Annotated in this window: 15 protein-coding genes; 7 read left to right on the forward strand and 8 right to left on the reverse strand. The window is 42.1% G+C overall.

Annotation, left to right across the window (positions count from 1 at the left end; translation table 11 throughout):
- Positions 1-31 precede the first annotated feature (31 nt).
- The 4 genes from H1A14_RS16310 to H1A14_RS16325 all read left to right on the forward strand — a co-directional run bounded on the left by H1A14_RS16310 (position 32) and on the right by H1A14_RS16325 (position 3,817).
- Positions 32-1,315 (forward strand): glycosyltransferase family 4 protein, encoded by a 1,284-nt coding sequence (locus H1A14_RS16310; protein ID WP_194777345.1) that lies wholly within the window; start codon positions 32-34, stop codon positions 1,313-1,315.
- Complete coding sequence (locus tag H1A14_RS16315; protein WP_194777346.1) at positions 1,305-2,414, forward strand: DegT/DnrJ/EryC1/StrS family aminotransferase; 1,110 nt, start codon at positions 1,305-1,307, stop codon at positions 2,412-2,414. The genes H1A14_RS16310 and H1A14_RS16315 overlap by 11 nt, the downstream gene beginning before the upstream one ends.
- Positions 2,415-2,498: 84 nt before the next feature.
- Positions 2,499-3,050, forward strand: coding sequence for a hypothetical protein (locus H1A14_RS16320; RefSeq protein WP_194777347.1), 552 nt, complete (start codon positions 2,499-2,501; stop codon positions 3,048-3,050).
- The gene (locus tag H1A14_RS16325; RefSeq protein ID WP_194777348.1) at positions 3,050-3,817 is read left to right on the forward strand and encodes a TIGR02757 family protein; all 768 of its coding nucleotides are present in this window, start codon (positions 3,050-3,052) and stop codon (positions 3,815-3,817) included. Before H1A14_RS16320 ends, H1A14_RS16325 begins: the two co-directional genes overlap by 1 nt.
- Positions 3,818-3,837: 20 nt before the next feature.
- Here the strand turns inward: H1A14_RS16325 and pyrE are convergent, their stop codons facing one another.
- Complete coding sequence (gene pyrE / locus H1A14_RS16330) at positions 3,838-4,488, reverse strand: orotate phosphoribosyltransferase (protein ID WP_194777349.1); 651 nt, start codon at positions 4,486-4,488, stop codon at positions 3,838-3,840.
- 82 nt (positions 4,489-4,570) lie between these two features.
- Here pyrE and H1A14_RS16335 point away from each other — a divergent pair, with 82 nt between their 5' ends.
- Positions 4,571-5,257 (forward strand): NUDIX hydrolase, encoded by a 687-nt coding sequence (locus H1A14_RS16335; protein WP_194777350.1) that lies wholly within the window; start codon positions 4,571-4,573, stop codon positions 5,255-5,257.
- Here the strand turns inward: H1A14_RS16335 and coaD are convergent.
- The 4 genes from coaD to H1A14_RS16355 form a co-directional block, all read right to left on the reverse strand.
- Entirely contained in the window at positions 5,245-5,706 is a 462-nt protein-coding gene (coaD, locus tag H1A14_RS16340) for a pantetheine-phosphate adenylyltransferase (RefSeq protein WP_194777351.1), read from the reverse strand. The genes H1A14_RS16335 and coaD overlap by 13 nt on opposite strands.
- Before the next feature lie 5 nt (positions 5,707-5,711).
- On the reverse strand, positions 5,712-6,473 hold the full coding sequence (locus tag H1A14_RS16345) for a DUF3822 family protein (protein WP_194777352.1): 762 nt from the start codon (positions 6,471-6,473) through the stop codon (positions 5,712-5,714).
- 74 nt (positions 6,474-6,547) lie between these two features.
- Positions 6,548-7,129, reverse strand: a complete 582-nt coding sequence (locus H1A14_RS16350; protein ID WP_194777353.1) for a hypothetical protein — start codon at positions 7,127-7,129, stop codon at positions 6,548-6,550.
- Positions 7,130-7,186: 57 nt separating this feature from the next.
- Positions 7,187-7,690, reverse strand: coding sequence for an NUDIX domain-containing protein (locus tag H1A14_RS16355; RefSeq protein ID WP_194777354.1), 504 nt, complete (start codon positions 7,688-7,690; stop codon positions 7,187-7,189).
- A gap of 22 nt (positions 7,691-7,712) precedes the next feature.
- Here H1A14_RS16355 and H1A14_RS16360 point away from each other — a divergent pair, with 22 nt between their 5' ends.
- Together H1A14_RS16360 and H1A14_RS16365 are read left to right on the forward strand one after the other, a co-directional pair.
- Complete coding sequence (locus H1A14_RS16360) at positions 7,713-9,161, forward strand: ATP-dependent DNA helicase (protein ID WP_194777355.1); 1,449 nt, start codon at positions 7,713-7,715, stop codon at positions 9,159-9,161.
- Positions 9,162-9,176: 15 nt separating this feature from the next.
- On the forward strand, positions 9,177-9,575 hold the full coding sequence (locus H1A14_RS16365; RefSeq protein ID WP_194777356.1) for a DUF1573 domain-containing protein: 399 nt from the start codon (positions 9,177-9,179) through the stop codon (positions 9,573-9,575).
- Between the two features lie 48 nt (positions 9,576-9,623).
- On the opposite strand, the gene H1A14_RS16370 is transcribed toward H1A14_RS16365, so the two are convergent.
- The 3 genes from H1A14_RS16370 to H1A14_RS16380 all read right to left on the reverse strand — a co-directional run bounded on the left by H1A14_RS16370 (position 9,624) and on the right by H1A14_RS16380 (position 12,128).
- Entirely contained in the window at positions 9,624-10,328 is a 705-nt protein-coding gene (locus tag H1A14_RS16370) for a DUF4377 domain-containing protein (protein ID WP_194777357.1), read from the reverse strand.
- Entirely contained in the window at positions 10,325-10,951 is a 627-nt protein-coding gene (locus tag H1A14_RS16375) for an SGNH/GDSL hydrolase family protein (RefSeq protein ID WP_194777358.1), read from the reverse strand. Before H1A14_RS16375 ends, H1A14_RS16370 begins: the two co-directional genes overlap by 4 nt.
- Positions 10,952-11,081: 130 nt before the next feature.
- Positions 11,082-12,128: a S66 peptidase family protein gene (locus H1A14_RS16380; protein ID WP_194777359.1), complete on the reverse strand. Its 1,047-nt coding sequence runs from the start codon at positions 12,126-12,128 to the stop codon at positions 11,082-11,084.
- Positions 12,129-12,141 lie beyond the last annotated feature (13 nt).

Genomic DNA, 12,141 nt, shown 5'->3' on the forward strand with positions numbered 1-12,141 from the left:
CTAGAATCCCTAAATTCCTTATATTTGGACAATGCAGAAAAAAAAAGGGGTATTGATCATCACCTATTACTGGCCTCCCAGTGCCGGATCAGGTGTACAGAGGTGGTTGAAGTTTGCAAAATACCTGCCTGAGTATGGTTGGAATCCGGTAATTTTCACCCCTGAAAATCCTGATTTTGATTTGAAGGACTATTCCCTATTGAATGAAATCCCAGTTGAATTAGAAGTACTAAAATTGCCCATTTGGGAACCTTATGGGTTGTTCAGGAAGGCAAAGAAATCCAAAGTAAAAAATCCATCCACAATTCTGGAACAAGGGGAGAAATCCTTATTTGACAAACTGGCCATTTGGATTAGAGCAAATTTAATAATACCCGATCCCAGGGTATTTTGGGTTAGGCCAGCTACAGGATTTTTGGGGGCTTTTTTAAGAGATAGAGGCATCACTACAGTCATCACTACCGGGCCTCCACACAGCATGCACCTGATCGGATTGGCGCTCAAGCGCAGGTATGGGATCAAATGGCTTGCCGATTTCCGGGATCCTTGGTCATCCTGGGAATTTTTGGAAAAACTGCCTATTACCCCTATCGTACTCAGCCGACACAAGAAACTGGAACAAAATGTTCTGAAAGCTGCGGACCACATCATCACCATCTCCCCAACTTTTCAGCAGGACCTTTTTGAGTTATCCGGTAGAAAAGTACACCTTATCACCAACGGGTTTGATAGCAATGACTTGCCCGTCGATTTTTATTCAGAAAATGTGGACCTAAGTATTTTTCATGTTGTTTATATTGGGATTATAGACTCTATAAGAAACCCCGACCCTTTCTTGAATGCTTTCAAAAGGGCCTTCCAGACCTCTGTTCAGAAAGTAAAACTGACTTTTGTGGGAAAAATAAGTGTTGGACTGGAAGAAAAGGTGTCCGAGGACCCATGGCTTAAATCCCATGTTCAATTGACCGGTTATGTTTCCCATCAGGAAGTTTTTGCCTATTACAAAAATGCTTCAGCTCTGCTGTTGATCCTTACCCAAACCAAAAATGCCAAAGGAAATATTCCAGGCAAACTGTTTGAGTACCTTGCCACCGGCCGCCCTATTGTCGCAATGGGTGACCCTGAAGGGGACAGTGCCCAGATCATTAGGGAGGCAAATGCGGGGAAAGTTTTTAAGCACAGTGAAGAGAAGGAGATAGAAGCATTTTTATTGGATTTGCAACTCAAAAACAAGCCCAACCCCAAAGCTTCTTTGAAACAATACGAAAGAAAAAATTTAACATCAAAATTAGCCGACCTATTGGATGAAAATTAGGATTCCATTTCTTGATTTGGCTCCCATGCACCGGGAACTTTCCAAAAGCCTTGGATTTAAATTTTCGGAGCTGCTGCAAAAAGGTATTTTCTCAGGAGGAGAAGAAGTCGATATTTTTGAATCCAAGATGTCCAACTTGTTGAAATCTCCTTTTGCTATTTCCTGTGCCAATGGATCCGATGCCATTGAACTTGCTCTTAGGGTTTTGGGCATAGGGATGGGTGATGAGGTCTTGGTACCGGCTCTGACTTGGGTTTCTACTGCCGAATCGGTGGTTTTGACTGGGGCCAAACCTGTTTTTGTTGATGTAGATGAAAATGGGCTGATAGATTTGGATTTGTTGCAGGGCCTTGATTCTCCACGGATTAAAGCGGTCATTCCAGTCCACCTTTACGGGAAAATGGTAAAAATGCCGATTTTAAAACAATTGGCTGAGCTTAAAAGATGGTGGGTTATTGAAGATGCAGCCCAGGCTTTTGGAGCTTCCATGGATGGACAGCCTGCTGGTGGATTTGGAGAAATGGGCTGCTTCAGCTTTTATCCCACCAAAAATCTAGGCGCACTGGGTGAAGCTGGAATGGTCACCACCTATAGAAAAGACTTGGCTGACAAGTTGCTTCATTTAAGAAACCATGGACAAGCCCAAAGAGATCACCATGAGATAGTAGGTAGGAACAGCCGAATTGATACCCTTCAGGCTGCTTTTCTAAATGTTAAGTTGGATCATTTTAAAGCTTGGCAGGAAAAAAGGAAGGATCTGGCAAAAGATTACTTATATGGGCTCAAGGATGTTCCAGGGATTAAATTACCTCAAGGAATATTGGATGTCAGTCACAATGCCCATATATTTCAAATCCAGACCGAAAATCGGGATAGGATACAAAAACATTTATTCAAGTTCGGAATCGGTACGGCCATCCATTATCCCAAAACAGTCCCGTCTACGCCAGCTTTTGGAAAGCTTCAAGGTTACCCTGTGGCTGAGAGGTTGGCAGATACCTCCTTATCGCTTCCTTTGCACCCATACATGCGACAAGATGACATAGCCTATATATCTCAGGTTTTGACTTCATATTTGAATAAGGTCGGGGGAATTTAAATGGGCTGAGAATTTTGTCCTGATTCAATGTGGTTTGATATTAAGGTTTTAAACCCTATTTTTGTAGGAGAATAGATTGCCCACATGAATAAAATACAGCTCGTCATTCACCATATTTTCAGATTCATTTGGAATGCTATTTTTGTGATTTCCTATCCCATTTTGGCTTCTTTCGGTTTAATTTTTATAGGGATTACCTGGTTGTTTTCTACCCTTTCATCTTTATTCTCCCGACTAAGTTCCAAAGAGCCCGATTTGTCCAGCAAGGAGAGTGAATGGACTACCCTTCCCGGTGTTGAATTACTGGAAGTGAAGGTTTTCAAACAGATTTTGTTTGGTCCTACCTGTTATAAAATAAGGAGAAACGATGGAGTGCCTTCCATTTTGGAGGACCATTTTTTTGGAAATAAAATCCAAAAGCTGGATGAAGGCCTGATCATGGAAAAGTGGAACAGCACCGATTCCAAAGAATTACCGAATTTCGATATTTGTTTGTATGATCCTGACAATGACACCCTATCCCCATTAACCAATATCAAGTGTTTTGACTGGCACTTGGCAGAGAAAGAGGAAAAAAGCCTTCATTTCAAATGGTTTGATGGGATTCAAGGCGGGGAGGTCAGGGTCGCCCGCTGATGATGGATGTCAAGGCGTTTTTAGACGAAAAAGCAACCCTGTACAATCAGCCTTCCTTTATCAAGGATGATCCCATTTGCATTCCCCATTTGTTTGAAAAGAAACAAGACATAGAAATAGCAGGGTTTTTTGCGGCCATATTGGCATGGGGACAGCGGAAAACCATCATCAATAAATGCATGGAGCTTATGGCAATGATGGACAATGCTCCTCACGATTTTGTAATCAATCATGCTGAATGGGACCTTAAGCCGCTTTTAAAGTTCAAACACAGAACATTTAATGACCTCGATACCCTTTACTTTATACAGTTTTTCAGGGATTTTTATCAACAACATGAAAGTCTGGAAGAAGCCTTTCTTATCGATTATTCTGATGCTGCCGATCAAATGGAAAAGGCATTGATTCAATTTCATGACTTTTTTTTTCGTTCACCAGATGCCCCTCACAGAACGCGTAAGCACATCGCCACTCCTAAGCGTAAGTCCGCCTGCAAGCGGCTTAACATGTTCCTCAGATGGATGGTGAGAAAGGATTCTAATGGCGTGGATTTTGGGCTATGGCATATCCTAAAACCTTACCAGCTCATTTGTCCCTGCGATTTGCATGTGGACCGGGTAGCCAGAAAACTGGGTTTAATCACCAGGAAACAAACAGATTGGTGGACGGCTATGGAGCTGACCCAAAACCTGAGAAAATTGGACCCTGTAGATCCAGTCAGGTACGATTTTGCCCTTTTTGGTTTGGGGATTATGGAAAAATACTGAAAAGTGCACATGAATAGGCTTTATTGCTCTGCCTGCCAATTGGCCGGATCTTTCCGCCAGTTTTCAAGGGATCTGAGGTCCTCATCTGTCACGTAAGATTTGGAAATGGCGATAGGCAACATTTTGGCATAATCACTCAGGCAGATAAGTTTGATCCCTGCTTCTTCAAAATTGTTTTTGGCCACCTCGAAACCGTAAGTGAAGATGGCTACCATTCCCAAAACTTCGAAACCTGCTGATTTAAGATCAGCTACTGCCTTTAAGGAACTTCCACCTGTGGAAACCAGGTCTTCTACAACCACCACTTTTTGACCATGGACGACTTTTCCTTCAATCATGTTTTCCATTCCATGACCTTTGGGCTTGGACCTCACATAAACAAATGGAAGATTCAGGGCATCAGCGAGCAAAGCCCCTTGAGGTATTCCTGCCGTTGCTACTCCGGCGATGGCTTCTGTTTGAGGGAAATTGGCTTTTATGACTTGGACCAAAGCATTTTTGATCGAAGTACGAACCGATGGGAATGAAAGGGAAAGGCGGTTGTCACAATAAATAGGCGATTTCCATCCAGAAGCCCAGGTAAAGGGCTGATGAGGATGTAATCGGATGGCATTTATTTCCAATAATTTTTCAGCTACTGAAGCTGCAGTGAGGTCATTCCATATTTGCATGGTCAAAATTAAGTGATAAATTACAAAGGGGTGTTGTGATGCCTAAAAAATTTATGCATTTTTGGATCAAATCCAGATGCACATGAAGATTTTTATCAATGATAAGCCACTCGATATTTTATCGCCTGACGAATTGCCGCTTGATAAAACTTATGAATGTGTCTACGACAATCCACAGGATATTCCGCCCTATGCAGATTTTCATGATGATGTACTCATCCTGCACCCTTCCAAAGATGTCATCATCAAAGTTCTTTATTTTTTGAGGACGAGAAAACTGAAAAACCTTGATACAGTTACCCTAGTGTCAGAAGATAAGTCAGAACTCAAAAAATTTATCAAAGCCCGATTTACCATCATTAAAGCTGCGGGTGGAGTAGTGACCAAAGGTGATCGAGTGCTTTTTATCCATCGCCTTGGAAAGTGGGACCTACCAAAAGGGAAATTCGAAAAAGGAGAGAGACCTGCCGATTGTGCTCTAAGGGAAGTGGAGGAAGAATGCGCCATTCAAGTTAAGCTTGGTCCGGAAATCTGTAAAACCTGGCACACCTATACGCACAATAGAAAAAGTATACTCAAAAAAACTTATTGGTACGTGATGGAAAACCTGAATGACTCCAACATGAAACCCCAAAAAGAGGAGGGAATTGAAGACATCCGATGGCTGACCCATCATGAGGCAAAGACCGCATTGGTCAATTCTTATCCATCCATGCGGTACTTGTACAAGTGTTTTTTAAAGATGGTGCCAAAAATTCAGACCTCGTAAGGCAACCATTCTCGGACATCCCCACCATAGCGATGTACTTCTCTGATTACCGTAGAACTGACAGCAGCAAATTGCGGTGAAGTGATGAGAAATACCGTTTCCAATTCTTCATTTAGATAGCGGTTCATCTGACTAATGGTATTCTCATACTCAAAATCTGTAGTATTGCGAAGACCTCTTATCAAAAAATTGGCTTTGTGTTTTTTGGCTAAAGTTGAGGTAAGTTCATTGTAAACCAAAACCTTGACCTCTGGAATGTCTTTGTAAACACTTCTGATTTTTGAGACCATATCATCGATCTCAAAATGCCTTGATTTTTTGGCTGAATTGTACCCGATTCCTATGATTATTTCATCAAAAAGCTGAAGGGATCTGATCACAATATCATGGTGACCTTTCGTAAATGGATCAAAGGAACCCGGGAATATGGCTATTTTCTTTGGTTTCATAGGGATCAGATCGTCCAATAGGCCTCAAACCGTTTAGATTCCTGAAATTCTATGACTCCCGGGAGGTAATTTTGATTAGACGTGGGGTTAGGGAAATGCAGGTTCTTGAAATAATCCCTCAAATGATCTATATCGGCCCCAATTTGCTCCAAGGGACCAATTACATTGATTCTGCAATGCAAGCGATCAAAATCCAATTGTTGGATGGCAATAAACAAATACTTTAAAAGCTCCTTATTATCTCGGACTGGAAACCGGTTAAATAAAACCAATTCGTGGTTTTTAAAACTGGCCAAGAATACATGGCTTTGGTGAACCATGATCCAGATGGTCTGATCCACCATGTCCTGCCTTTGTCTTAAAAGAAAATCCAATACTGGTAAAGCGCCATGATAAACCTCCATATCTGGTAAAATTTCATCCAAAAGCTTTAACAAGGTTTTATCAACCGAACCAACCACCTGTATATTGTTGCTGTCCACCCCATCATAAAAAACTTCTTGGGTGTCAGGATCCAGATCTGTGTTGAAATTGAGATAGGTGGATTTCTGCATGGGATCAAACAAAACCCCCGGCACCAGATTGAATGCATCATTGAAAACAAAAAGTTTCCCCTGTGTATTTGAAGCATTTAAAAGGGTGTCCTCTGATAGAAATTTCAGGAAATCAGTCGAATCTTTAAAGAAGTATTCATGCACAGCTATGACCGTATCGTTGGCATTTTTGGCCATGATAACTAAATCCTGGTCATACAAAAACAGCGACAAGTTTGAGATGTGATCCAAGTCAAGCTTATCGCTGTAATATTTTTTGGGTATATTTTTAACTCCCGTGTCCAAACTTATTCCCAGTTACCCGAAGTTGAGGTGTCTGTCCTAGACCCTACGCGAAGGGCTTTTTCGTTGTTGTTTTGTCTTCGGTTGGGATTTACCGGTGCAGGATCCCTGATTTCAAATACAGAAACCTGTCTGCCGCTTCGTTCTACTTTGTCGGTAAAAAATTCAAATTGAAGTCCTCCAGAACCAGGAACCACCGCCAAAGCTTCAAGATTGAAATCAGGATATTTCCTTTCATTGAAAAGTGAATCCATAACTCCTACAGAACCAAGAGTATCAAATGTAACTGTTGTTTCCTCTTTTCCATATTCCAGCAATTTGGTTTCTTCAGTTCTTTGAACCAACCAGATTTTACCATCTTGAATGAATTGTCTGAGGGAATCCCAGGTGGGTGCATATTCCTTGTTGGAAGCCTGATAGGCAATCTGAGCATCCCTGAGCATGATCAGTTTTTCTATGACTCTGGCTTCGATTCTAGCAATCCGCTTTTCCTCTTCCAAGACATTATCCACACTCTTGTATAAGGCATAGCCCAATCCGAGGGCTCCGAGTAGGAAAACGATCGATAAGATTTTTGTTAGATTCATTTTTTAGGTTGATTTGTTGCTATGATATAGGTTGATGGTTTTTTCTTAAACAGAATGCTATTTTATGCATTTATTTTCAAAATTAAAATATCCTTTCCATATTCTTACATCTTTAATGGATTTTATTCCCCAAAACATTTGGTGTTTTTCGGTATTGGGGATGGATTTTAATTCATCCAACTCCATATACTTTATCTCCTCCATCAGCTGATGGTCATTCGATAACTCCGGGTCTTTACCCAATGTAAGCTCTCCGGCTGTCCTGCGTACTTCAAAGAACAATTCCAAAGCATGAAGTGGAGGATTGAGCAATTCATGGGCAAAAAGATAGTTTTCCACTTGGATATGGAGTCCGGTTTCCTCCATAAATTCCCGTTTGAGATTGGTTATGGCATCACTTCCATACTGCATACCTCCTCCTGGAACATTCCAGAAGTACCTTCCTCTTCCCATGTTGTGCTTGACCATAAGAAGGGCATTGTTTTCTATCAAAACCCCATTGACCCTTAAACGGAGGCGTTCTCCGAATTTCTCTTTGATTTCCTTTTCTAAATCCGGCATATTAGAAGTAGATTCGCTGTTAATGCCTAAAGATACACAAGCCCAAACAAAGCCCTCTGTTTTCCTGAGAAGAAATTTCCCCTTTTCTCCAACCCCAGGTCAAGAAAGATTTTTTGAGTTGATGGATCGGTTTTTTGGTATTCCCGTGCAAAAAAAGCCCACATTTGTGCTTAGAGGCTATGCGGGTACAGGAAAGACCTCGGTGGTTTCAGCGGTAGTCAGATCCTTACAAGCCATAGGATTGAAATCCCTGTTGTTGGCTCCCACTGGTCGGGCGGCCAAAGTCATGAGTGCATATGCTGGAAGGATGGGTTTTACTATACACAAGATCATCTATCGTCCCAAACAGGGAACTGACGGAGTCAGTTCAGGATTTGAAATCCAAAAAAACTATTATCGGGACACTCTTTTTATTGTAGATGAGGCTTCTATGCTTGCTGATGAGGGGATGGGGGCGAGATTGCTCAAGGACCTGATAAGCTTTGTTTTTCAACAGGAGTCCAACCGACTCTTGTTGGTAGGGGATACAGCACAGCTTCCGCCGGTAGGGAGTCAAAAAAGCCCTGCATTGGATAAGATTCACCTAGTAAGACATTATGGATTGGAGGTAATCGGCACTGAGTTGATGGAAGTCATGCGGCAGGACCAGGCTTCAGGTATTCTATATAATGCCACACGACTTCGACAGGAAGTGATGCTGGAAAAACCCAATATCTCTTTGGTGTCCAAAGGCTTTCGGGATTTTTTCCGGATGACTGGGGAAAAACTAGAAGAAGGACTACGCTATGCCTATGATAAATTCGGTGTGGATCAGACCATTATCATTACCCGATCCAATAAATCAGCAGTCCAATACAACCAATATATAAGGCGAGTCATTCACTTTTTCGAGGATGAAATCGATGTTGGGGATCTTTTGATGATTGTCAAAAACAATTACACCTACATGGCGGAATCTGATAAAGTCAGTTTTTTGGCTAACGGTGATTTTGTAGAAATCATAAAAATTCGTTCTTTTGAGGAAATTTATGGCTTTAGATTTGCTACTGTCGAGCTGAGATTGCTTGACTACCCGGAAGAACCGTTCTTTGAAGCAAAAATTATTCTGGATACCCTTTATGCGGATACACCTTCCCTAAGTGGGGAACAGTATCAGTCGCTGTATCGACAGGTTTTGGAGGATTATCAGGACCTAAGCAATTCAAAAGAAAAAAGTGAAGCCCTAAAAAAAGATCCATATTTGAACGCATTGCAGGTTAAGTTCGCCTACGCGTTGACCTGTCACAAATCTCAGGGAGGGCAATGGGCCGCAGTTTTTGTGGACCAAGGCTACCTTCAAGAGGACCAACTTGATCAGGAATATATCCGTTGGTTGTATACGGCTGTTACTAGGGCTTCTCGAGAACTATTTATGGTAAACTTTCATGCAAAGTTTTACGTTAACGATGCGGAATCAAACAAGGAATTATAACAAAATAACGATAAGATGAAAAGATTTACACTACTACTGTTTATCGGGCTAATGGCGGCCACAGTACACGCCCAGATCGCCTCCAACAATAATGGCCCCGTCATTGATTTCAATGAAACATCCGTGGATTTTGGTGACATTACCCAAGGGGATAAAGTGGAACACACCTTTGTTTTGAAAAATACAGGTTCAGCTCCTTTGGTCATCTCCAATGTGGCTGCTACATGCGGTTGTACTGTTCCTAAATGGCCCAAAGAACCTATCGCACCTGGAAGTTCTGCTGAAATCAAAGTCACTTTTAATTCAGCAGGAAAAATGGGTAAACAAAATTCAGTGGTCAGGATTTATTCCAATGCATCAGAACCCATAGAAAAAGTATCTTTGATTTCCAATGTGCTGCCCAAAGGAAGGTAAGGTATGAAACATTACAAAAAAAAACCGGTTTAAACCGGTTTTTTTCTTTTAGTCCACTTTCATAAAGGTCAGTAATTTTTTTCCGGATTCATCTTGCAAAATCAGCCTAAGGTCGGCAACATCATACTTCCGAACTTCCTTGAGCAGATCTACCACCTTGGATTCCGTGAGCATCTCAGGGCAAGCCATCATGGTGGAGGCTGGACTGGAAAATTTTATGTTTCGCTCATCAAGGTCTACAATTTGTCCCCTCAGATTATTACAACCTGCATAGCCAAAGAAATTTCTATCCCGTGCATTCATTTCAAAAACCAATGCTTTAGAATATTGATCATGTTCTACCAACTCATCCTCGATTTCGATCAATTTCCAAATGTCCGTGATGCGTAGAGAAAAATCAGGTTTTTTTTCAATAATTTCTACCAAACTGTATATCAAACTACAGGCATCTGCAGGTATTGGTGCCTCCCGCTGTGTCACATTGACTTTGAGGCGGTACAAGTAGCCTGGTTGGTAATCAAAACCCTCGATGTTACTGTAAAAATTCTTCCAATCTCCAAACTCAATTTCATCTGATTCCTGGGTTTGGAGGCAGGACATTGGTCCCACGCCCTGACAATCCACTTTGTAACTATTGACCCAAAGCACTTTTTCCCCTCCGGGAATCACTTGGGTAACTTGGTTGTTTTGGCAAGCTATGCCCCAAAAAAGGATTGAAGCCAAATAAAGGTTAAGATTTGTTGTCCGGTTCATGGCATTCTAGTTCGTTTAGAAATGATTTCTTTAAGATCAGCTGCCCATTCTGCATAAATTAGGGCACTGGGATGTAATTGGTCCTCAACCAGAGATTCAGGCAAGGCGCCGACTTCTCTGTACCTAGTGGTTATATCCATAAATACCACTCCTTTTTCGGTTGAAATAGCCTCTTTTGAAGCATTAAAGGCATCAATTTCACCGGTCACCTTTTTCTGGTCTGTATTTCTTCCGGTTGCAAACGGCGTGATTCCCCAATCAGGAATCGAAATGACAATGACCCTATCGTGCCTCCCTTTAGCAAAGGTGATGGCTTGTTCCAATAATTCCTCGAACTCTTTTTTAAAATTGGTTACATCTCTGCCCCTGTATTGGTTGTTTACCCCAATCAGCAGCGTCACCCAATCATAGGTTTGATCTGAGATTCCCGCATCATCTATGCCTTTTTGTAGTTCATCAGTGGTCCATCCAGTTCGGGCTATGATTTTTTTTAGGTCCCAGTCTATTCCTTCTTCTGCCAAAAGTTTTACCAATTGATTGGGATAGCGTTCTGCTTCAAGTACCCCCTCCCCGATGGTGTAGGAATCGCCCAAAGCCAAGTAGGTCATTTTGGTGTCTGTCATGTCATCTGGTGTTGTGGCTGGGTTTTGCTGGGCCACACATGAAAATAACAGGAGGATTCCACAGCCATACCAACCTCTGTATAAGTCTTTAAGATTTCTTTTTATGAAGGAAGAAAAGCAGATCATCAGATTAGGAGGTAAAAATTTCCTCTTTCATCTCAAAAAACCCCTTTTCAGCATCCATGGACACCCTTGCGCCTACGGGTATGACAAATTGCTTGTCCACGTGCCCGATCATGGCACCGCGATAAGCAGGAATGTTCAATGGTAGGATGTAATCCTCCAGGATTTGTTCCAAAGTCAAGGATCCATACCCTCCACTCGGAGAGCAATCCGTGCATTGCCCGAAGATAAATCCTTTGATTTGATCCAAGGCCCCCATCAGCTTTAAAGTACTCATCATTCGGTCAATTTTATAGGGATCTTCCCGGATATCCTCCAGAAATAAGATTTTTCCTTCAAAAGAGGGCAGATAAGGCGAACCTGCCAATGCGGTCAGGACCGTAAGGTTTCCTCCTATAATTTCACCCTCTGCAATGCCAGGTCGGATGGTTTGAATCCTGTTCTGTTTGATCACCAAGTCATCCCCTTTCACCAATTCATTCTCAAATCTGACCAATTCCCTTTCAAAAAACACTTTTTCAATTTGCTTTACATTGAACCTGTTCCAGCTCCCGGTTCCGTTTGGACCATGAAAGGTGATCAGGCCTGTTTTGGCATGGATGGCGAGGTGCAAAGCCGTGACATCAGAATAGCCAAGGATGGGCTTGGGATTGGCTGAGATGGACTCATAATCAATCATGGGAAGAATTCTGGCAGCACCTGACCCACCCCTAATGCAGATGACTGCTTTGATTTCGGGATTGGCAAACATCTCGTTGAGATCTGCTGCTCTTTCGGTGTCGGTTCCGGCAAGGTGTCCTCGCCGGTTGAATAGGTGCTTTCCGGTCTCTACCTCAAAACCTAAAGCTTCCAAAGCCTCTTTGGCAAAGAGAATCTGCATGCTTTCTGCTGTAGCTGCTGAAGGGCTGATGAGACCAACTCGGTCTCCTTTGTTCAATCGATTCGGAAGTAATTTAAGGACAGTTTCTTTCCCTTGAAATTTCTTCTGCATGCTCAAAAATGGCGCTACAGCAAGGGTCAAACCCAAGGACTTGACAAAATCTCTTTTATTCATAAGCATTCAGTTA

It is taken from the genome of Pararhodonellum marinum (assembly GCF_015354735.1).
Classification (GTDB): domain Bacteria; phylum Bacteroidota; class Bacteroidia; order Cytophagales; family Cyclobacteriaceae; genus Pararhodonellum; species Pararhodonellum marinum.